Genomic DNA, 20159 nt, shown 5'->3' with positions numbered 1-20159 from the left:
TTTACCCAAGAGTCGTGTTACCCCATGTGTGGACGTTATGCCCTGTTTCGCTGGAATCCTGCCTTCGCTGCCTTACCGGGATTCCCCTCGGATCAAAAGGCCCAGTGGAATATCTCCCCGAATGATTCGGTGCTGATCCAGCGCCATAGCGAAGGCCAGCGCACCCTCGCGCGTGCCCGCTGGGGGCTCACGCCGCCGTGGCTGACCGACCTTTCCCGCACTCCGGCCCATGCCCGCGCCGAAACCCTGGCGGAGCAACCGATGTTTCGCGAAGCCTTTCGCCAGCGCCGTTGCCTGCTGCCGGCCAATGGTTTTTACGAATGGCGTGGCACCCAACGCAAGCGTCCTTACTGGCTGACGCCGGGTGAAGGCTCGACGCTGTTTTTTGCGGCCATCTGGGAGGCGTATCCGGTGCAGGAGCAGGTGTGGCTGAGCACGGCAGTGGTGACCCAGGCCGCGCAGAGTCAGCGGCGGCCGTTGATTCTCGACGCGGCGGGGCAGGAGGCCTGGTTGAATCCAGAGACCCCCTTGCATGTGTTGCAAGGCTTGCTGGCCAGCGAGCCCGTCGCATTGCGCGAGCGGGTCCTGGCCAACATGGTGAATGACCCGAAGTTGAATGGGCCCGAGTGCCTGACGCCGGCTTAAGCCTTGTGGTTGCAGGTTGGATTCACCGGCCTCAACACCACCGCAAACCGCTAAACCTTGAACGGGATGACCCGCCTCCGCTGTAGGCGTGTGGGATGTATCTGAAAGTTGGTGGTTACACGTCTTGTGTATCTGGCGCAGATACACACGACCGCCTACGATACGCGCCAGGTTTCCAGGGAGAGTGTTGATGAAGAAGTCATTGGCGGTAAGCGTACTCAGTGCAGCGATGCTGCTGGCTGGTTGCCAGTCGGTAAACACCACCAACGGCGGTGCCGTCGGGGTAGAGCGCAAGCAGTACATGTTCAGCATGCTATCGAGCCAGGAAGTCGACCAGATGTACGCCCAGTCCTATCAGCAGACGCTGGGGGAGGCGAGTGGCAAAGGCATGCTGGACAAAACCAGCGCCAACGCCAAGCGCGTGCAGGCGATTGCCAATCGTCTGATCGCCCAGGCACCGACCTTCCGCCCGGATGCGGCGCAGTGGAAGTGGGAAGTGAACCTGATCAAAAGCGATGAGATGAACGCCAACTGCGGGCCTGGCGGCAAGATTTTTGTGTACAGCGCGTTGATCGACAACCTCAAGCTTACCGATGACGAGTTGGCTGCGGTGATGGGCCATGAAATCGCCCACGCGTTGCGCGAACACGGGCGTGAAGCCATGTCCAAGGCCTACGGCATCCAAATGGCCAAGCAGGGCGCTGGTGCCTTGTTCGGGTTGGGCCAGGACAGCCTGGCTTTAGCCGATACGGTTGCCAACTACGGCATGACCTTGCCGAACAGCCGCGCCAACGAAAACGAAGCGGACCTGATCGGGCTGGAGCTTTCGGCCCGGGCTGGCTACAACCCAAACGCGGCCATCACGTTGTGGAACAAGATGGCCAAGGCTTCGGAAGGCGCGCCACCTGAGTTCATGAGCACGCACCCGGCTTCCGACAGTCGGATCGCCTCGTTGCAGGCGGCGATTCCGAAGGTGATGCCGCTCTATCAACAGGCCAAAAAATCCTGATATTTCAAGGCTTGTGAAGATCTAAATGTGGGAGCGGGCTTGCTCGCGAATGCGCAGTATCAGTCGGTAAATCTTTGACTGGACCGCCGCCTTCGCGAGCAAGCCCGCTCCCACATTTGATTGGGTTTACAACCAGCCGCTGCTTTGCATGGCCTTGTAAACCGCCACCACTGCCAGGACGAAAAACGCCGTAGCCGCCAGTCGACGAATCAACGTCAGCGGCAGTTTCTCTGCCGCGAAATTCCCCGCCAAGACCACCGGCACGTTCGCAATCAGCATGCCCAGGGTGGTGCCGATAATCACCAGCCACAACTCCGGATACTGCGCCGCCAGCATCACCGTGGCGATTTGCGTCTTGTCACCGATTTCCGCAAGGAAGAACGCAATCAGCGTGGTCAGGAAAGGCCCGAACTTGCGTGTGGTACTGGCTTCGTCATCGTCGAGTTTGTCCGGCACCAGGGTCCACAGCGCGGTGGCACAGAAACTCGCCGCGAGAATCCAGTGCAACACCGCATCCGAGAAGAAACTGCCGAACCAGGCCCCCACGGCACCGGCGGCCGCATGGTTGGCCAGGGTCGCGGCGACAATGCCGGCGATGATCGGCCAGGGTTTGCGAAAGCGTGCGGCCAGGATGAGTGCGAGCAGCTGCGTCTTGTCGCCGATTTCGGCCAAGGCAACGATTGCGGTAGGAACGAGTAATGAATCCAGCATCAGGTAGGTTTCCAGGGGCGGGTCGACACGGCTATGACACGTACAGCCTTCCCGCCCCGGGTAAGGTGTGCGTGTCATAGGTCTTGTCAAACCCCGGTCCGTCTGTGCGGACTCCTGGGTCGCATACGCCATGGTCTGCTGACCAAGTATGTTGACGTATGCCGGACGAGCGTGGCGCTCGTGGGAGACTACTCCCCTAGGACGGAGCGGATTCTGCCTAGGCAAAACCCATTCGGCAAGCCTTCTTTTTCAAAAAGCCATCAGCCGCGTTTGGCACGGTAGATGCGGAAACCATTGCCCTCGGCCTTGATCGCACAGATGCCCAAGTGCTCTTCGATCAACGGTTGGTACTTGAGGAAGCTGTTGGCCACCAGGCGAAGTTCGCCGCCTTTTGCCAGGTGTTTCGCGGCTTTTCGCAGCAGATTTTCGGTGGCGAAATAATCCGTGTGCACCCCGACATGGAACGGTGGGTTGCTCAAAATCGCGTTCAAACCCATCGGCGCGGCGTCGATGCCGTCACCGGTCAGCACCTCGGCTTCCAGGCCATTGGCCGCCAGGGTCAGGCGACTGCTGGCAGCGGCGAATGCATCCACGTCCAGCATCGTCACGGTGTTGTGCGGGTAGCGACGTTTGACCGCCGCCCCCAGCACGCCCGCGCCGCAACCGAAGTCCAGCAAGTGCCCGCTGGGCAGTTTGTCCAAATGCTCGAGCAACAGCTCGGTGCCGCGATCCAGGCGACCGTGGCTGAACACGCCCGGCAGGCTCACTACCTTGAGCGGCCCCTCGGCCAGTGGCACCTCGAACACCTGTGCCAGGCTCTCCAGCTCGATCGCTTGGGGGGCATTGGCCACGGTGACCTGCCACAGCTGGCAATGCCGCGCGTTATCGAGCTTGCGTGGCTTGCCGAAAGGGGTCATCTGTTTGGCGGCGCTTTCGATACCGCCTTTTTTCTCCCCGACCAGAAACAGCTCGGCGCCGGGCAGGCGCGCGGCCACGGCGTTGAGCAGGTAGTCGGTGAGGTCCTTGGACTTGGGCAGGAAAATCACCGCCGCATCAAACGCGCGCTCGGGCACGTTCACGCCGAACAGGCTGCGCTCGGGGAAGCGTGCGTCGAGCGCGGCCTGGTCACCGGCATGCCAGCACCAGCCGTGAGCATTGGGCAGGCGGCCGAGCAAATCGTCGGCGGGCAACCCTACCAGCAGCAGGTTGCCTTGAAAAAGTTCGGCCTGACGAAGCAGTACTTCACTGCGCGGATCCATGGTCTGCTCCTTGAAAAGGGGCGCAGTTTATCAACTGACGACACGCAGCGGGGCGCCGCTGAAAAAGCCTCGAGCGTTTTCGGCCAATTGGCCGACGATTCGTTGCCGCGCTTCGCGGCTGCCCCAGGCGTTGTGGGGGGTGACGATCAGCCGAGGAATGTCGCCAGCCAGCAGCGGGTTGCCCTGCACGGGTGGCTCCACGCTCAGTACGTCGGTTGCCGCGCCGCCCAGATGGCCACTGCGCAAAGCGTCCGCCAGCGCCTGTTCGTTGATCAAGCCGCCGCGCGCCGTATTGACGATAAACGCGCCAGGTTTGAGCAGCGCCAGTTCGCGGGCGCCGATAAAGTCGCGGGTGTGTTCATTGAGCGGGCAGTGCAGCGTGAGCGCGTCGACCTGCGTGAGCAATTCATCCAGCGGCACGCGGTCGGCGCGGGCAGGGCGCCCGGGAATTGCGCCCAGCACCACGCGCATGCCAAAGGCCTCGGCCAGTCGCGCCACGGCGCTGCCCAGTTCGCCATGGCCGAGCAGGCCAAGGGTTTTGCCCTCCAACTCGACGATCGGGTAGTCCAGCAGACAGAACTGCTTGGCCTCTTGCCACTTGCCTGCGGCGACATCCCGTTGGTAGTCGTTCAAGCGTGTCGCCAGGTTGAGCAACAGCATGATCGTGTGTTGCGCCACCGACGGCGTGCCGTAGCCCTGGCAGTTGCTCACGGTAATGCCATGGGCGCGGGCGGCGGCGAGGTCGACGTTGTTAGTGCCGGTGGCCGATACAAGGATCAGCTTGAGCTCGGGGCAGGCCTCCAGGGTTTCGGTGTTCAGGGCGATCTTGTTGCTGATGACTACCTGGGCGCCTTGCAAGCGTTCGACCACGTTTTGCGGCGTGGTGTGTGCGTATAGCTGCAGGTCGCTGAAGCTGTTGCGCAATTCGCTGAGGTCCAGGTCCCCCAGGTCCAGGGACGGGTGATCAAGGAAGACGGCGCGGCGATTGTTCGTCATCAACTGTACCTTTTGCGACAGGGTTCGAAGGCGTAATCTCCCGAGCCTATCAGATGAAATAATCAGTTACTTACTGGAGTGAGTATGTACGCCGCCGAGTTTTTGACCGTAGCCTTGATTCACTTGTTGGCGGTGGCCAGTCCCGGTCCGGATTTCGCCGTGGTGGTGCGCGAGAGTGTGACCCATGGCCGTCGCGCCGGAACCTGGACCGCGCTGGGTGTTGGTTCGGCGATTTTCCTGCACGTGGGTTACTCGTTGCTCGGGATTGGCTTGATCGTGTCCCAGTCGATTGTGCTGTTCAATGCGCTGAAATGGGCGGCGGCGGCGTACTTGCTGTACATCGGCTTCAAGGCGTTGCGCGCGCAACCGGCCAAGCCCGTGGCCGAGGGCGAGTTGCACCGTGAAGTGGGCGAACGCACTGCGCGTGGGGCGTTTACTGCAGGTTTTGTGACCAATGGCTTGAACCCCAAGGCCACGCTGTTCTTTCTGTCGCTGTTTACCGTGGTGATTAATCCGCACACGCCGTTGGCGATTCAGGCCGGTTATGGGGTGTACCTGGCTGTGGCGACGGCTGTGTGGTTCTGCCTGGTGGCCATGTTGTTCAGCCAGCAGCGCGTGCGGGCTGGGTTTGCGCGTATGGGGCACTGGTTTGATCGGACCATGGGGGCGGTGTTGATTGCTATTGGTGTGAAGCTTGCGTTTACCAGCATGAAATGAGGCATGGTTTTTTTTGGGTGGGGTAGATGGGGGGCATATCCGTTGCTGCGGTAACGGCTGCTTAGGGTTCCGCCCTTACGGCGGGTCACTTTTTTACAAAGCGCCTAAAAAAGTAACCAAAAAACGCTTTGCCCCACCACTCGGTGCCTCGCCCAGGCTCGGCATGCCCTCACTCCGGCTTGAATCCGTGGGCCGCCGCCATGGGCCATCCTTGGCCCATCGCGGCTAACCCGGCGTCCTGCCGGGTTACCCACGGATTCAAGCCTGCGTTCGGCCATCGTGGTTAACGGGGCCTGTCAGATCAAGATCAACAGCAGATCAAAAGCAGAGCACGGCGGCCTGAAAGCTGACCTGAGTGGTAGAAGCGAAAGCAGGGCAACAGCACAGCAACACCACTTTTACCGGATGAAGTGAGTTCCAAATGTGGGAGCGGCGGTGCGACGATTCGACTTGCATCGCGAATGCGGTGTGTCAGTCAACTTATTTGTAACTGACACACCGTTTTCGCGAGCAAGCCCGCTCCCACATTTGATTGGGTTCAGTTTCCAAGATCAGGTCGGCTACCAGGCCGCCGTGCTCTGCTTTAGATTTTGATCTGCTGTTAATTTTGATCTTAGGCGCCCCGTTAACCACGCTGGCCGAACGGAGGTATTACGGAGCGGGTAAACCGGCAGGACGCCGGTTTAGCCGCGACGGGGCAGGGACGGCCCGTCGCGGCGGCCCGCTTCGTGATGCCGGAACCCATGTCAGCCGTAACCCAAACAACGGATATGTACTCAGCGCCCCCCCAACAACCACAGCACTCAACCCGTAAAAAAAGATGTGTAGATACCTATGCTGCAATGCGGGCGACTCGGTCTCACCTTTTCAGTTGCCCATAAAAAAGCCCCGAACCAGTCGGGGCTTTTTTACATGATCAACCTGCGGGGCTTACTTGCCCTGCCAGCGTTTCAGTACCAGGGTGGCGTTGGTGCCACCGAAGCCGAAGCTGTTGCTCATCACGGTGTCGATTTTGACGTTTTCAACGGTCTTGGTCAGGATCGGCATATCGGCAACGACCGGGTCGATCTCTTCGATGTTGGCCGAACCGGCCATGAAGTTGCCTTCCATCATCAGCAGGCAGTAGATCGCTTCGTGAACGCCGGCGGCGCCCAGGGAGTGACCGGACAGGCTCTTGGTAGAGCTGATGGCCGGAGCCTTGTCGCCGAATACCGCACGCACACCTTCCATTTCCTTGGCGTCGCCGACCGGAGTCGACGTGCCGTGGGTGTTCAGGTAGTCGATTGGGGTGTCAACGGTGGACATGGCCATCTGCATGCAACGGATGGCGCCTTCACCGCTTGGCGCAACCATGTCGTAGCCGTCGGAAGTGGCGCCGTAGCCGACGATTTCCGCGTAGATCTTCGCACCACGGGCCAGGGCGTGTTCCAGCTCCTCGACCACGACCATGCCGCCACCGCCGGCGATGACGAAACCGTCACGCTTGGCGTCGTAGGCGCGGGAGGCCTTTTCCGGGGTTTCGTTGTACTGGGTGGACAGGGCGCCCATGGCATCGAACAGGAACGACTGGCTCCAATGCTCTTCTTCACCGCCACCGGCGAACACGATGTCTTGTTTGCCCAGTTGGATCTGCTCAACCGCAGTACCGATGCAGTGAGCACTGGTGGCGCAGGCGGAGGAGATCGAGTAGTTCACACCCTTGATCTGGAACGGCGTGGCCAGGCAGGCCGAAACAGTGCTGCCCATGGTCCGCGTTACACGGTACGGGCCAACGCGTTTCACGCCTTTTTCGCGCAGGATGTCCAGCGCTTCCATCTGGTTCAGGGTGGATGCGCCGCCGGAGCCGGCGATCAGGCCGGTGCGTACGTTCGATACCTGGTCTTCGCTCAGGCCGGAATCGGCAATGGCGTCTTTCATGGCCAGGTAAGCGTAAGCGGCAGCGTGGCCGACGAAGCGATAGATCTTGCGATCGATCAGTTCTTCGAGGGGCAGGTCGATGGAGCCGGAAACCTGGCTACGCAGACCCATTTCGGCATATTCCGGGTTAAAGCGGATGCCAGGGCGACTTGCACGCAGGTTAGCGGTGACGGTCTCTTTGTCATTGCCCAGGCAAGAAACGATGCCCAGACCAGTGATAACGACGCGGCGCATGCGGATAACCCTTAAAAGTTGTCAGTGGAAGTGAATACGCCGACCCGAAGGCCTTCGGCAGTATAGATCTCGCGACCGTCGACAGTCACCGAACCGTCGGCGATGGCCAGGTTCAGCTTGCCCTTGAGGACGCGCTTGATGTGAATGTTGTAAGTGACTTTCTTGGCGGTCGGCAAGACTTGGCCAAAGAACTTCACTTCGCCCGAACCCAGGGCACGACCGCGGCCCGGCAGACCTTGCCAGCCCAGGTAGAAGCCAACCAGTTGCCACATGGCGTCGAGGCCCAGGCAGCCCGGCATGACAGGGTCACCTTCGAAATGGCAGGCGAAGAACCACAGGTCAGGGGTGATATCCAGCTCGGCGACCAATTCACCTTTGCCGTACTTGCCACCTTCTTCGCTGATATGGGTGATGCGATCCACCATCAGCATGTTCGGGGCGGGCAGTTGCGCGTTACCTGGGCCGAACAGCTCACCGCGACTGCAGCGCAGCAGGTCTTCCCGAGTAAAGGCGTTTTGTTTGGTCATGCGAGCTCCTCAATAATCCCATGCGGCAGGGTAGGGCAAATCTTCCCGAACCGAATGAAGCGTTCATGCCTCATATCGGCAGCCTACACATAGACTATTGCGTTGTAGTGAAAGTCACAGCGTCAAGGCACTCAATGTACACTTGTTCACTGAAATTTTAAACCGAGCCTGTTTATCGGCCCGTTTGGGTGCCTAAGACTGCCGCACTTTCGTCTTTCACGCCAGTCGCAGTTGGTTGATGGCGCAGCGCTATTGCACCCAGCGCTGCAGGATTTGCTGCAAATCCGTGCGTTTGAACGGCTTAGCCAGGTAATCGTTCATTCCCGCTGCCAGGCAAGCTTCGCGATCACCCTGCAACGCGTTGGCCGTCAGAGCAATGATCGGCAGGTCGGCGCAGCCTGGCAGCTGGCGAATCTGCCTCGTGGCTTCGTAGCCGTCGATCAATGGCAAGCGGCAGTCCATCAGGATTGCCGTAAATATCAGGCTTTCGGCGCTACGGATTGCCTCGGCGCCATCGGTGGCCAGGCTCACTTCAAACCCCAGGCTGCGCAGCATAGCTTCGACCACGGTGCGATTGACCGGGTTGTCTTCCACCAGCAACACATGGCGACCGTCGCCTGCGCCGGTTTTGCCTTCGCGGTCCTGAGCGATCGCAGGCAGGCTGTGCTGGTCGATGGCCAGTGGAATTTCCAGGGTAAACACCGAGCCACGGCCTTCTTCGCTTTGGGCGCGCAGTGTGCCGCCCATGCGTTCAGCCAGCGTACGGGCAATGGGCAGGCCCAGGCCGGTGCCGCCGTAACGTCTTGAAATGGAGCTGTCGGCCTGCTGGAACGCGTCGAACATCAACTCCAGGCGTTCAGCGGAAATCCCGATGCCGCTGTCGCGCACGGTGCAGGTGAACCACACCAGTTCATGGTCGAGGGTTTGCCAATGGGGTTCGACGGCCACGGTGCCGTGTTCAGTGAACTTGAGCGCGTTGCCGATCAGGTTCACCAGGATCTGCCGGATACGCGTCGGGTCGCCCTGCACCCGCAGTGAGTCCATGCCCGGCGGAATCGGCAACTCCAGTGTTAACCCGCGCTGCTGGGCGCTGTGCTGGAAGGCCTGCGCGCAACTGCTGATCAAGTCTGCGAGGTTGAACGGGATATTTTCCAGCTCGAGTGCGGCGCGTTCGATGCGCGAGAAGTCGAGGATGTCGTTAATCACTTTGAGCAAATGCTCCGTGGACTCTGACGCCAGCGCGGCGTACTCGGTCTGCTCCTCGGTCATCTCGGTGGTTTCCAGCAACTGCAACATACCCAGCACGCCGTTCATGGGCGTGCGCAGCTCGTGGCTCATCATCGCCAGGAAGTCCGACTTGGCATTGTTCGCCCGCTCAGCCTCTTCGCGGGTCTGGATCAGTTGGGCCATGGCCTGATGCTGTTCGCGGCTGGCCTGGTTGAGGCCTTCGGCAAGGTTGTTGATATGACGCGACAAGTCGCCCAGCTCCGAGTCATCGACGATCGGCAGCGGCGTCTTGTAGTCGCCTTGCTGGATGGCCTTCACCGCATGGCCCATGGCGCTGATCGGCTGCGACAGGCTGGCGGCGAGGCGCCGTGCCAGCAGGAAGGTGAAGAGCAGGGCAAACAGGGCGAGGATGCCGGCCTTGAACAGAATTTCCTGTTGGCGCTGGCTGAACGCATCGTTGGACATGCCGACGATCACCCGGCCCAGGTAATCCGGGCGCCGCGTCCTGGGCTCATTAAGGTTGTCCTGGAAAAAATCATTGCCCAGCTGGATATGTTGCAGGCGGATGGGTGCCTGGAACACTTTCACCGACAGCGAACGGTCGTGTGTTTCCGACGGCTGTTCGACATACACCAGAATGTTTTCGCTGCTGTCCTGTATTTCGAGGAAGCGCACATGAGGCGTGGCCAGGGTTGCCCGCAGCAGGCTTTCAAGCACGTCGTTGTTGCCGGAAATAACCCCGTACTCGGTGGCCGGGGCCAATTGGTTGGCGATCAGTTGGCCGGTATGGTCGAGTTCCTGGCGCAGGTCCTGGATACGTACGAACGTAAAGAAGCTGATCAACAGCAAGGTCAGCAACAGCGCCGGGCCCAGCGTGATGAGCTGGGTGCGGGTGTTGATGTCCCAACGACGACGCAAGGTCATGGACGTTTTTCTCCTTCGGCCAATCGGGCGGCGACGGCGGCTTCGTCAACCTGTTCGATCCCCAGTGAGCGCGCGACTTGCGGGTTGCCCACGACTTTGAAGTGTTCCGGGTACAAGGTGCGCGGCCAACTGGCCGGCGAGTGGTCCAGCAGCCGATCGAGCACATCGAGCCAGTCGGCCTGGTCGCTGTAGGTGCTGGCCAGGCTGCCCGCCTTGACGAACCCGGCGTTGGGGCCCACCAGGGGCAGTTGCTGGGAGTAGCTGCTGAGCAACAGGTTCTTCACGGTTTTCGGGTTGTACAGCCGTGGGTCGTCGAGGCCGAGCAGCACATCGCTGTTCTTGAGCAGGTTTTGCAGCGGGCGGCTGTCACTGATGTTGTCCCAGAGCTGCGGCACGATCTCCAGCCCCATGGGCGCGGCGTACTGGGCCAATTCGCGCAGCAGGAATTCACTGTCGGCGCCGTAGAGCACGCCGATGCGGCGAGCCTGGGGCAGGATGTTGGCAATCAGGTTCAACTGGCGTGCCAGTGGCGGGTCGCTCCACAGCAGGCTGATTTTCGCCGGCTGAGCGTTGCCCAGGCGTTGGCGAGCTTGTAGGCGGCTGATGCGCAACACCAGGGTCGGCGGACCCTGAGTGTCCTGCAAGCGCCAGTCGAGACCGGGCAGGTCCAGCAGGATCAGGCGGGTGCTGGCAGGCAACTGGCTCGGGGCGGGCAGGTCTTTGAGCGGGGTAAAGGTTACGTGGTCTTCGGGGCGCTGCCGGGCGAGGGCCTGGGTAAAGGCTTGTACGCCGGCACCGTCTTCGGCGGCGGTCAGCAGGATGTCCGCGCTCCACGCCGGCGCAGCCATCAGCAGGCACGCCAGCAGCACACCACGCCGCCAGAGCCTGGATAAGAAATGGAGGGTCATCCGTGACTGATCGCCCATGTCAGAACTCTAACTCCGCGCTGAAGTAGAGGACGTGGCGACTGTCGTAATTGTTGTCGGCCCAGGTCGTGGGCTGGTTATCGAGGCGTTGTTGCAACATGCCGGCCAGCTCCACATTGGCTTTGCCCAAGGCAATGCGCTTGGCCACCCGCAGGTCGACCCGTTCGAAGCGATATTGGTTGAGTGCATCGTCGCCATAGTAGAACAGCGCACTGGACCAGCCGTGGCCCCATTCGCGCAACCAACCGGCCGAGCCACTGTTGCGGGCCGTTTGTGCCTTGTCCAGCGGGTTGCTGGAGGTGGCATCGACGTAAGCATAGGTGAGCCGCAGACGGTCGGCGCTGCTCATGCGCCAGTCAAATTGCGACTCGGCACCGGTAAACCGCGCGCTGTTGGCGTTGCTGGCAATGTACTGGTTATTGCGCAGCGGCGAACTGATCATGTCGGTGATTTCGTCATAGAACAGTTTCACGTCGACATTGAGCCCGAGGTCGGCAAAGAAACCGTTGTAGCCCAGCTCTCGCGAGCGCATCAACTCTTTATCGAGGTTGCCCGGGCCTCGCGTTACCACAAAATATTGCCCGGAATTCTGCCCGTAGGCCGGGGAACTCAGATTGGTGACGCGATAGCTCCAGTTGACGTTGTTCTCGAACATGTCCGGCGAGCGAATTGCCTCGGAGTACACCGCCCGCAGGCCGTGACGCGGGTTGATCAGGTAATTGACCGCCACCCGTGGCGTCAGCGAGTTGCCACTTAAGTAGGTGTCTTCGTACATGGCGCCGCCTTGCAGCAGCCAGTGTTCGCTGGCGCGCCATTCCAGGTGGCCGAACAAGCGCCAGGTGGTGTCGTCCAGGGTGCCGTTGAAGTAAGTGTCGGAATCGGCGCGGTCGTAGCGGTAGTTCATGCCGCTGACCAGGCGCAGGCTGTCGGACAGGCTCAGGGTGTCCTGAATCTCCAGGTCGTAGCGGCTTTCGCGAGTGCTTTGGTCGATGTCGCCGCAGACCGGGTTTTTGCCGTCGTTGCCCCATTGTTTTAGCACTTCATCGGCCAGCGCCTGCTCGGCGCTGCTGCCAGGTGGCGGGCTGCCTGGTGTGTAGCGGTCCATATGACGGGCCAGTTGTTCGGCATAGTTGGGGTTCAACTGCCACAGCCGGGTCAATTCCGGGCTGAACGACACCTTGGCGTCACAGGCCTTCCAGACTTGCTGACGGTCCCATTGCTGGGCCGAGCCCTGAATGTACAAGCTGTGCTCGGGGTTGAACTCAACGTTCCAGCGCATTGACCCGGCATAGTCCTTGGCGACGACATCGGAATTAGTACCGCCTTCGGTAATCCCGGCGAATACCGGGGCGTAGGTATAGGGGCGCTGATTGGTCCCTTCCTTGGCGTCAAATTGCCAGTCGATGCTCTGCTGCGCGTTCAGTGTCTGGCTGACGGCGAGGCTGAAACGGTTGAGGCGCCGACCGTCACGGCGGTCAGCACCGACCGCGTCGCTGTCAAAACCATCGTCCTGTTGCCCCGACATCGAAAGGCGCAAGTCGCCGGTGTCCCAACCAACGCCCTGGCTGGCGTAGAAGTCGTTGATCCCGCGCTCGCCACGGATGACTTTGACCCGCGAGCCGTGGCTGTTGGCCGGTGAGCGCGTGAGGATGTTGACCACCGCCATGAGTGCATTAGCGCCGTAACTGACGGTGTTGGGGCCACGGAATACCTCGATGCGCTCGATATCCTCCATGGCGACCGGAATATCGCTCCAGTCCACCGTCGCCAGGCCCGCGCGATACACCGAACGCCCGTCGATCAACACTTGCATGCGCCGTGCATCGCTGGCGCTGGTGCCGTGGTAGTTCACTGCCGCCTGATTGCCGGTGGTGTAGCCAACCATCATCCCCGGCACCAGCCGCAGCAGCTCGGCGATGTCCCGTGCGCCGCTGGCCTTGATCAGCTCGCTGTCGATCACTGTCATGCTGCCGGGCACCGCCGCCGCCGATTGCTTGAGGCGTGTGGCCGTCAGCACCTGCGGCAGCGGCTGGCTGTCGAGGAACAGGTCATCAGCCAGCGCCGTTGCACTGCACGACAGTGTCAACGGCAGCATCCACAACAGAGATGAGCGAGGAGGAGGGCCCAGATACACGGCACGGCCTTGATAATTACGAATAGCCGCCCATGTTAACTGAGGTGGGGCCATTTGCCAGTCGTGGACCTTGCAATTACTTCACACAAGTGTGGCATTTTCCGACAAGCGCTTGAATTGACGCGGGGGCTGGCCGCCAGCAAGTCGCCCCGTATAATGCGGCCATCGCCACTGGTATGGATTAACGGATTGCATATGACTGAACAGCGCCCAATTGCGGTCCTGGGAGGCGGAAGTTTTGGTACCGCCGTGGCTAATCTGCTGGCTGAAAACGGCCATGCGGTGCGCCAGTGGATGCGCGATCCCGAGCAGGCCGAGGCCATCCGCGTCCATCGGGAAAATCCCCGTTACCTTAAAGGCATCAAGATTCATCCGGCGGTCGAGCCGGTCACGGACCTGTTGGCAACGCTCACTGACTGCGACCTGTGCTTCGTCGCGCTGCCGTCCAGCGCTTTGCGCTCGGTGCTGGCGCCCCACGCCGAGCGCCTGGCGGGCAAGCTGCTGGTCAGCCTGACCAAGGGCATCGAGGCGCACACGTTCAAGCTGATGAGCGAAATCCTTGCCGAGATCGCTCCCCAGGCGCGCATTGGCGTGCTTTCCGGGCCGAACCTGGCACGGGAAGTCGCCGAGCACGCACTGACGGCCACCGTGGTCGCCAGTGAAGACGAAGCGCTGTGCGAGCGCGTCCAGGCCGTGCTGCATGGCCGCACGTTCCGCGTGTATGCCAGCAGCGATCGTTTTGGCGTGGAGTTGGGCGGAGCACTGAAAAACGTCTACGCGATCATTGCCGGCATGGCGGTGGCCTTGGGCATGGGTGAAAACACCAAGAGCATGCTGATCACCCGCGCCTTGGCCGAAATGACCCGCTTTGCAGTCAATCAGGGCGCCAACCCGATGACGTTCCTGGGGCTGGCGGGCGTGGGCGACTTGATCGTGACCTGCTCGTCGCCGAAAAGCCGCAACTACCAGGTCGGTTTCGCGCTGGGCCAGGGCCTGAGCCTGGAAGACGCGGTCACCCGCCTGGGTGAGGTCGCCGAGGGCGTCAACACGCTTAAAGTGTTGAAGGCCAAGGCTCAGGAAGTCGGCGTGTACATGCCGCTGGTCGCCGGGCTGCACGCGATCCTGTTTGAAGGGCGCACCTTGAATCAGGTCATCGAGTTGCTGATGCGCGCTGAACCGAAAACCGATGTCGACTTCATTTCCACCAGTGGTTTCAACTGAGGAACGCGCCATGAACGATCCGAAAGCAGCCCCCCCATACGAGTCCATCCTCCTGCGTATCCTGTGGATGCTGGTCTTTGCGTTGGTGTGGCAAGTGGCGCAGTTCCTGCTCGGTGCGCTGGTGGTGGTGCAGTTGGTCTATCGCCTGATCTACGGCGCGCCGAACCTGGGCCTGATGAACTTTGGCGACAGTCTCAGCCAGTTCCTGGCGCAGATTGGCCGTTTTGGCAGCTTCCATACTGAACAAAAACCCTGGCCGTTCGCCGACTGGCCGACCCCGCGCGCACCGGAGGGCGAAGCCGCCCACAGCGTACCGCCGGCGCCGCACCCGGTGCGTGATGAGGAGCCAAAGCTGTGAAGCTGTGGATTTTGCGTCACGGTGAAGCCGAAGGGCACGCGCGCACCGACGCCGAGCGCAACCTCACCGAGCACGGCCGTGGCGAAGTGTTGCGCAGTGCCGCGCACCTGATCGGCCAGCCGATCAGTGCCATCATCGCCAGCCCGTATGTGCGCGCCCAGCAGACTGCCCATCTGGTGCGTGACGCGTTGGGCTTCGAGCCGCAAATCCGCACGGTGCCGTGGCTGACGCCGGAGAGCAACCCGCTGCAGGTGCTGGACAAGCTCGACACTGATGACAACGTGCTGCTGGTCAGTCACCAGCCATTGGTAGGCAGCCTGATCAGCTTTTTGCAGCATGGCCATCTGCGTCAGCCACAACCGATGCACACCGCCAGCCTGGCGGAGTTGGAGGGGGATTTTCCACTGGCAGGGCTGATGAGCCTGGTGGGCGTGAAGAACCCGTAGGAAAAGTCATCGCTGTTTTGTGTGCTATATAGTCAACCAAGCAAGTGCTTGGTTGGCTATCATCGGATCACAAAGGAGCGCGTCCCATGCCTGTCGCTTTTCGTTTGCCGTTGCAGGTCTTCTACGAACGTGAAGCGCGGCACCCGCGCAAGCCCTTTCTCGTGCAACCCATCGGCGGCGGGGCGGTGCAGACCCTCACCTGGGGCGAGGTCGGTCACCAGGCCCGTTGCGCTGCGCAGTGGCTGCGTGCCCGGGAGTTGCCCCAGGGCTCGCACATTGCCCTGATCTCGAAAAACTGCGCGCACTGGATCATCGCCGACCTGGCAATCTGGATGGCCGGGCATGTCTCCGTGCCGTTGTACCCCAACCTCACTGCCGACTCGGTCGCCCATGTGTTGACGCATTCCGAGGCGGCGCTGGCGTTGATCGGCAAGCTGGACGACTGGCCGGCGATGGTCGCCGGTATCCCGGCCGGTCTGCCGACGATCAGCCTGCCACTGTGCCCGGCCGGTGACTTTGATTTCAGCTGGTCAGACCTGCAAGCCTGTTCACCGATCCAGGACAACCCCACGCCCGCTGCCTCAAGCCTGGCCACCATCGTCTACACCTCCGGCACCACCGGCTTGCCCAAAGGCGTGATGCAGACCTTCGGCGCCCTGGGTTTTGCCGCCACGCAAGGCACTCAATTATTTGGGTTGGGGGAGGGCGATCGGCTGCTGTCCTACCTGCCGTTGTGCCATGTGGCGGAGCGGATGTTTGTCGAACTGGCCTCGATCTACACCGGGCAAACGGTGTTTTTCGCGGAGAGCCTGGATACTTTTCTTACAGACTTGCGCCGGGCACGGCCGACGGCGCTGTTTGGTGTGCCGCGCATCTGGACCAAATTTCAGATGGGTGTCTACAGCAAGATCCCGCAACAGCGCCTCGACACCCTGCTGCGCCTGCCGTTTATCGGCAAACGCGTCGGCCATAAAGTCCTGGCGGGTTTGGGCCTGGATGCGCTGCGCATTGCGTTGTCCGGTGCGGCGCCTGTTCCCGAGGGCTTGCTGCGTTGGTATCAGCGCCTGGGGCTGGACGTGTTGGAGGTGTATGGCATGACCGAAAGTTGCGGCTATTCGCACGTGTGTCGCCCCGGCCAGCAGACACTCGGCTGGATCGGCCGGCCGTGCCCCGGTGTTGAAGTGCGCATCGACGCGTCAGGAGAGGTGCAAGTGCGCAGCGGCGCGACCATGCTCGGCTACTTCAAGGACCCGCAGAAAACCGCTGAGACCCTGACCGATGACGGCTTCCTGCGCACCGGCGACAAGGGCGAGCAGGACACCGATGGCCGCTTGCGCCTGACCGGGCGACTCAAGGAAATCTTCAAGACCAGCAAGGGCAAATACGTCGCCCCTGCGCCGATCGAAAACCGCCTGGCCGAGCATGCGCGGATCGAACAGGTGTGCGTGGTCGGAGATGGCCTGACCGCGCCGATGGGCTTGTGCGTGCTGTCGTCTGCGGGCCAGGACCGACAAGCACTGCACAGTAGCCTCGAGCGCTGGCTGGAACACGTCAACCTGAGCCTGGACAAACACGAACGTCTGCGCCAACTGGTGGTGGTGAAAGACAGTTGGGCGGTGGAAAACGGCTTTCTGACGCCGACCCTGAAGATCAAACGCACGGTGATCGAATCGACCTACGGCGCGCAGTTCCAGGCCTGGAGCGAGCGCACCGAATCCATTCTGTGGCAGGATTAGGCACGTAATAAAACCAATAAGGACAATTGCATGAGCCTGTGGCGCACCCAACCCGATATCGAGCAACTCAACGCCATCCAGAAAAACACCATCGGTGAATTGCTGGATATTCGTTTCGAACGTTTCGACGACGAGTCACTGACCGCCAGCATGGTGGTCGACCATCGCACTCATCAGCCTTACGGCCTGTTGCACGGCGGTGCTTCGGTGGTGTTGGCGGAAAGCGTCGGCTCCATGGCGGCTTATCTGTGTATTGATGCCAGCAAGTTCTATTGCGTGGGCCTTGAGGTCAATGCCAACCACTTGCGTGGTGTGCGCAGCGGTCGGGTGACGGCAGTGGCGCGGGCGATTCATATCGGTCGTACCACCCAAGTCTGGGATATTCGCCTGAGCAGCGACGATGGCAAGGCCAGCTGTGTATCGCGCCTGACCATGGCCGTGGTGCCTTTGGGCGAGAACCCGCCAGCACGATAGGCGTGGCGTGAGTGTCATCATTCCTGGCGGTTACAGTCATTGCTGTAAAGGCCAGGCATGGTGACAATCAACTCCTGTTTTTGTTGATGGATTTTGTATGTCGCAGCACGTGTTTTTTGCCCACGCCAATGGCTTCCCTTCGGCCACTTACGGCAAGTTGTTTGCCGCCCTGGCCCCGGAATATGCAGTGGCTCACCTGCCGCAGCACGGCCACGACCCCAGGTTTCCGGTGGACGACAACTGGCAGAACCTGGTGGATGAGTTGATCCACCACCTGGAGCTGCAGCCGGAGCCGGTGTGGGGCGTGGGCCACTCCCTGGGCGGCGTGTTGCATTTGCACGCGGCCATGCGCTGCCCACAGCTGTATCGCGGTGTGGTGATGCTGGATTCGCCGGTGCTGACCCGCGCCGACCGCTGGGTAATCCGCGCCGCCAAGCGCTTTGGTTTTATCGACCGCCTGACCCCTGCCGGACGCACCTTGGGCCGGCGTGAAGAGTTCACCGATCTCGACGCCGCGCGCAGTTACTTCGCCGGCAAGACCCTGTTTCGCGGCTTCGACCCGGAATGCTTTGACGCCTACCTGCAACATGGCCTGCAACAAGTGGGCGATCGCCTGCGCCTGCGCTTTGACCCCGCCACCGAAATCAGCATCTACCGCGGCGTGCCACACACCAGTCCCGGCCAAGTTCGCCAATTGAAGGTGCCGCTGGCGGTGGTGCGCGGGCGCCAGAGCCGGGTGGTGATGCGGCACCATGCCAGCGGCGTCGACCGCCTGCCCATGGGCGAAATGCTCACCATGCCCGGTGGCCATATGTTCCCCCTTGAACGCCCTCAGGACACTGCGACCTTGATCAAGAACCTGTTCTCCCGTTGGCAAGCCCGCGAGCGCAGTTGCGCATGAGTGCGCCGGTCGAGGACGTGCGCCTGAGCCTGCCGCACATCGAGTTGGCAGCGCACCTGTTTGGTCCCGAAGACGGCTTGCCGGTGATCGCCCTGCATGGCTGGCTGGACAACGCCAACAGCTTTGCGCGGCTGGCGCCGAAGCTGCAGGGCTTGCGCATCGTCGCGTTGGACATGGCCGGCCATGGGCACTCGGCGCATCGTCCTGTCGGGGCGGGTTATGCCTTGTGGGATTATGTCTTTGACGTGCTGCAAGTCGCCGAACAACTGGGCTGGAAACGTTTTGCATTACTTGGCCACTCCCTCGGCGCTATCGTGTCGTTGGTGTTGGCGGGCGCTTTGCCGGAGCGTGTGACGCACCTGGGTTTGATCGACGGTGTAATCCCGCCGACCGCCGCTGGCGAGAACGCGGCGGAGCGGCTGGGCATGGCGCTGCAGGCGCAATTGAGCCTGCAGAACAAGCGCAAGCCGGTTTACAGCACCCTTGATCGGGCGGTTGAAGCACGGATGAAAGGCGTTGTGGCAGTCAGCCGTGAAGCCGCCGAACTGCTGGCCCAGCGCGGTTTGATGCCGGTGCCGGGCGGTTATACCTGGCGTACTGACAGCCGTCTGACCCTGGCCTCGCCGATGCGCCTGACCGATGAACAGGCGATGGCTTTCGTGCGGCGTGTGGCGTGTCCTACGCAGTTGGTGGTCGCCGCTGATGGCATGCTGGCGAAACATCCCGAATTGCTTTCTCAGCTACCCTTTACGGTGAACACGCTGCCGGGAGGCCATCATTTACACCTTAATGATGAGCCTGGCGCGATCCTTGTTGCAGACTGTTTCAATCGGTTCTTCTCCACGCCTTGACTTGGCGGGGTCAACTGCCGAGGCTGGGCGGATTGAAAGGGAGTCAACCATGAACGATGTGAACACCGCTCTTAAAACAGCAGCAACCTCCGATGGCCAGGGCTTATCGGTCCGATGAGCCTGCGTAAAGGATGTATCCGTGCCTTCGGGCTGTGCTGTTTCAGCCCCTTGGTGTTCGCCGCCGACGTGCCGGGTAGCCAGGATTTACCGGCCGTGTCCCGCCAGGTCGATGCGCAAATCGTCGATTACCGCCCCGCAGAAGAAAAGGAACGCATCTACCCCATGGGTGCGATCCGCAAGATCAGCGGCCAGCTGCGCTACGAAGGCCAGGCCACGGCGCGCGGTCAAGCCACTGCCATCACCTATGAACTGCCCGCCGAGCATACTTCCAGCGCCGCGTTTACCGAGACGCGTGAAGCGTTACAGGCCAAGGGCGCGCAGCTGTTGTTCTGGTGCCAGGCCCGCGATTGCGGCGAAAGCAGCCTGTGGGCCAATGAAGTATTCGGCAACGCCAAGCTGGTCGGCGCCGATGGCCAGCAGGAGTACCTGCTGTTGCGCCTGGCCGCACCGCAGGACAACTCCCTGGTGGCGTTGTACGGCATCACCCGCGGCAACCGTCGCGCTTATCTGCATGTGGAGCAACTCGATGCCAGCGCGCCGCTGGGGGACTTGCTGCCCACCTCCGCGACCTTGCTGCGTGAGTTGAAAAGTACGGGCGAGCTGGATTTTCCGGTGCTGGGGGCCGAGCCTGATGCCACCTGGTTGACCCTGATTTCGCGCGGCTTGAACCTTGACGCCACCTTGCGCGTCAGTTTGACCGGGCCGACGGCCGAAGCCTGGCGCCAAGGCTTGATCGACAGCGGCGTTCGCGCCGCCCGCATGGAAACCGGCACCGGTGACGCTAAGGGTTTACACCTGCATCTGATACGCTGACCGTTATCAGGCG

19 protein-coding genes and 1 riboswitch are annotated in these 20159 nt (G+C 61.4%); of the genes, 11 read left to right on the top strand and 8 right to left on the bottom strand.

Annotation, left to right across the window (positions count from 1 at the left end):
- The first annotated feature begins 24 nt into the window (after positions 1–24).
- Together ACLBW8_RS17540 and ACLBW8_RS17535 are read left to right on the top strand one after the other, a co-directional pair.
- Complete coding sequence (locus ACLBW8_RS17540) at positions 25–645, top strand: SOS response-associated peptidase (protein WP_447805950.1); 621 nt, start codon at positions 25–27, stop codon at positions 643–645.
- A 190-nt stretch (positions 646–835) separates the two neighbouring features.
- On the top strand, positions 836–1654 hold the full coding sequence (locus ACLBW8_RS17535) for a M48 family metallopeptidase (RefSeq protein ID WP_053254446.1): 819 nt from the start codon (positions 836–838) through the stop codon (positions 1652–1654).
- 126 nt (positions 1655–1780) lie between these two features.
- On the opposite strand, the gene ACLBW8_RS17530 is transcribed toward ACLBW8_RS17535, so the two are convergent.
- The 3 genes from ACLBW8_RS17530 to ACLBW8_RS17520 form a co-directional block, all read right to left on the bottom strand.
- Positions 1781–2365: a TMEM165/GDT1 family protein gene (locus ACLBW8_RS17530; protein ID WP_053254447.1), complete on the bottom strand. Its 585-nt coding sequence runs from the start codon at positions 2363–2365 to the stop codon at positions 1781–1783.
- Between the two features lie 88 nt (positions 2366–2453).
- Positions 2454–2575: riboswitch (yybP-ykoY riboswitch) on the bottom strand.
- A gap of 50 nt (positions 2576–2625) precedes the next feature.
- Positions 2626–3624: a methyltransferase gene (locus ACLBW8_RS17525; RefSeq protein ID WP_447805949.1), complete on the bottom strand. Its 999-nt coding sequence runs from the start codon at positions 3622–3624 to the stop codon at positions 2626–2628.
- 30 nt (positions 3625–3654) lie between these two features.
- Positions 3655–4620, bottom strand: a complete 966-nt coding sequence (locus tag ACLBW8_RS17520) for a 2-hydroxyacid dehydrogenase (protein ID WP_262667040.1) — start codon at positions 4618–4620, stop codon at positions 3655–3657.
- Positions 4621–4704: 84 nt separating this feature from the next.
- Between ACLBW8_RS17520 and ACLBW8_RS17515 the strand changes: the two genes are divergently transcribed.
- Entirely contained in the window at positions 4705–5337 is a 633-nt protein-coding gene (locus tag ACLBW8_RS17515) for a LysE family translocator (protein ID WP_053254450.1), read from the top strand.
- Positions 5338–6267: 930 nt separating this feature from the next.
- Here the strand turns inward: ACLBW8_RS17515 and fabB are convergent.
- From fabB to ACLBW8_RS17490, 5 genes are all read right to left on the bottom strand, one after another.
- A complete protein-coding gene (gene fabB / locus ACLBW8_RS17510) occupies positions 6268–7488 on the bottom strand; it encodes a beta-ketoacyl-ACP synthase I (protein ID WP_053255243.1) in 1221 nt (406 codons plus the stop codon).
- Between the two features lie 11 nt (positions 7489–7499).
- On the bottom strand, positions 7500–8015 hold the full coding sequence (gene fabA / locus ACLBW8_RS17505; RefSeq protein ID WP_032859207.1) for a 3-hydroxyacyl-[acyl-carrier-protein] dehydratase FabA: 516 nt from the start codon (positions 8013–8015) through the stop codon (positions 7500–7502).
- 249 nt (positions 8016–8264) lie between these two features.
- Positions 8265–10166, bottom strand: a complete 1902-nt coding sequence (locus ACLBW8_RS17500; RefSeq protein ID WP_447805948.1) for an ATP-binding protein — start codon at positions 10164–10166, stop codon at positions 8265–8267.
- The gene (locus tag ACLBW8_RS17495; protein ID WP_262667442.1) at positions 10163–11092 is read right to left on the bottom strand and encodes an ABC transporter substrate-binding protein; all 930 of its coding nucleotides are present in this window, start codon (positions 11090–11092) and stop codon (positions 10163–10165) included. Before ACLBW8_RS17495 ends, ACLBW8_RS17500 begins: the two co-directional genes overlap by 4 nt.
- Position 11093: 1 nt before the next feature.
- Complete coding sequence (locus ACLBW8_RS17490; RefSeq protein ID WP_221294320.1) at positions 11094–13226, bottom strand: TonB-dependent receptor plug domain-containing protein; 2133 nt, start codon at positions 13224–13226, stop codon at positions 11094–11096.
- 195 nt (positions 13227–13421) lie between these two features.
- On the opposite strand from ACLBW8_RS17490, the gene ACLBW8_RS17485 reads away from it, so the two are divergent.
- The 8 genes from ACLBW8_RS17485 to ACLBW8_RS17450 all read left to right on the top strand — a co-directional run bounded on the left by ACLBW8_RS17485 (position 13422) and on the right by ACLBW8_RS17450 (position 20146).
- Positions 13422–14447 carry an NAD(P)H-dependent glycerol-3-phosphate dehydrogenase gene (locus ACLBW8_RS17485; protein WP_064451622.1) on the top strand — a complete coding sequence of 342 codons (1026 nt, stop codon included), beginning with the start codon at positions 13422–13424 and terminating at the stop codon, positions 14445–14447.
- 10 nt (positions 14448–14457) lie between these two features.
- A complete protein-coding gene (locus ACLBW8_RS17480) occupies positions 14458–14805 on the top strand; it encodes a DUF4389 domain-containing protein (protein WP_447805947.1) in 348 nt (115 codons plus the stop codon).
- The gene (sixA, locus tag ACLBW8_RS17475) at positions 14802–15251 is read left to right on the top strand and encodes a phosphohistidine phosphatase SixA (protein ID WP_064451624.1); all 450 of its coding nucleotides are present in this window, start codon (positions 14802–14804) and stop codon (positions 15249–15251) included. The genes ACLBW8_RS17480 and sixA overlap by 4 nt, the downstream gene beginning before the upstream one ends.
- Before the next feature lie 86 nt (positions 15252–15337).
- On the top strand, positions 15338–16987 hold the full coding sequence (locus ACLBW8_RS17470) for an AMP-binding protein (RefSeq protein ID WP_447805946.1): 1650 nt from the start codon (positions 15338–15340) through the stop codon (positions 16985–16987).
- Positions 16988–17017: 30 nt separating this feature from the next.
- Positions 17018–17461 (top strand): hotdog fold thioesterase, encoded by a 444-nt coding sequence (locus tag ACLBW8_RS17465; RefSeq protein WP_128590296.1) that lies wholly within the window; start codon positions 17018–17020, stop codon positions 17459–17461.
- Between the two features lie 97 nt (positions 17462–17558).
- Complete coding sequence (locus ACLBW8_RS17460) at positions 17559–18362, top strand: alpha/beta fold hydrolase (RefSeq protein WP_064451627.1); 804 nt, start codon at positions 17559–17561, stop codon at positions 18360–18362.
- Positions 18359–19213: an alpha/beta hydrolase gene (locus ACLBW8_RS17455; RefSeq protein ID WP_447805945.1), complete on the top strand. Its 855-nt coding sequence runs from the start codon at positions 18359–18361 to the stop codon at positions 19211–19213. Before ACLBW8_RS17460 ends, ACLBW8_RS17455 begins: the two co-directional genes overlap by 4 nt.
- A 114-nt stretch (positions 19214–19327) precedes the next feature.
- Positions 19328–20146: a DUF4892 domain-containing protein gene (locus ACLBW8_RS17450; protein ID WP_447805944.1), complete on the top strand. Its 819-nt coding sequence runs from the start codon at positions 19328–19330 to the stop codon at positions 20144–20146.
- Positions 20147–20159 lie beyond the last annotated feature (13 nt).

It is taken from the genome of Pseudomonas sp. M5A4_2d, assembly GCF_053345295.1.
This window is presented reverse-complemented; position numbering and strand designations above follow the sequence as displayed.

Bases quoted from the DNA above. Each gene is read 5' to 3' on its own strand.
- ACLBW8_RS17540 (WP_447805950.1), top strand. From the start codon at position 25: ATGTGTGGACGTTATGCCCTGTTTCGCTGGAATCCTGCCTTCGCTGCC.
- ACLBW8_RS17535 (WP_053254446.1), top strand. From the start codon at position 836: ATGAAGAAGTCATTGGCGGTAAGCGTACTCAGTGCAGCGATGCTGCTG.
- ACLBW8_RS17530 (WP_053254447.1), bottom strand. From the start codon at position 2,365: ATGCTGGATTCATTACTCGTTCCTACCGCAATCGTTGCCTTGGCCGAA.
- ACLBW8_RS17525 (WP_447805949.1), bottom strand. From the start codon at position 3,624: ATGGATCCGCGCAGTGAAGTACTGCTTCGTCAGGCCGAACTTTTTCAA.
- ACLBW8_RS17520 (WP_262667040.1), bottom strand. From the start codon at position 4,620: ATGACGAACAATCGCCGCGCCGTCTTCCTTGATCACCCGTCCCTGGAC.
- ACLBW8_RS17515 (WP_053254450.1), top strand. From the start codon at position 4,705: ATGTACGCCGCCGAGTTTTTGACCGTAGCCTTGATTCACTTGTTGGCG.
- fabB (WP_053255243.1), bottom strand. From the start codon at position 7,488: ATGCGCCGCGTCGTTATCACTGGTCTGGGCATCGTTTCTTGCCTGGGC.
- fabA (WP_032859207.1), bottom strand. From the start codon at position 8,015: ATGACCAAACAAAACGCCTTTACTCGGGAAGACCTGCTGCGCTGCAGT.
- ACLBW8_RS17500 (WP_447805948.1), bottom strand. From the start codon at position 10,166: ATGACCTTGCGTCGTCGTTGGGACATCAACACCCGCACCCAGCTCATC.
- ACLBW8_RS17495 (WP_262667442.1), bottom strand. From the start codon at position 11,092: ATGGGCGATCAGTCACGGATGACCCTCCATTTCTTATCCAGGCTCTGG.
- ACLBW8_RS17485 (WP_064451622.1), top strand. From the start codon at position 13,422: ATGACTGAACAGCGCCCAATTGCGGTCCTGGGAGGCGGAAGTTTTGGT.
- ACLBW8_RS17480 (WP_447805947.1), top strand. From the start codon at position 14,458: ATGAACGATCCGAAAGCAGCCCCCCCATACGAGTCCATCCTCCTGCGT.
- ACLBW8_RS17470 (WP_447805946.1), top strand. From the start codon at position 15,338: ATGCCTGTCGCTTTTCGTTTGCCGTTGCAGGTCTTCTACGAACGTGAA.
- ACLBW8_RS17465 (WP_128590296.1), top strand. From the start codon at position 17,018: ATGAGCCTGTGGCGCACCCAACCCGATATCGAGCAACTCAACGCCATC.
- ACLBW8_RS17460 (WP_064451627.1), top strand. From the start codon at position 17,559: ATGTCGCAGCACGTGTTTTTTGCCCACGCCAATGGCTTCCCTTCGGCC.
- ACLBW8_RS17455 (WP_447805945.1), top strand. From the start codon at position 18,359: ATGAGTGCGCCGGTCGAGGACGTGCGCCTGAGCCTGCCGCACATCGAG.
- ACLBW8_RS17450 (WP_447805944.1), top strand. From the start codon at position 19,328: ATGAGCCTGCGTAAAGGATGTATCCGTGCCTTCGGGCTGTGCTGTTTC.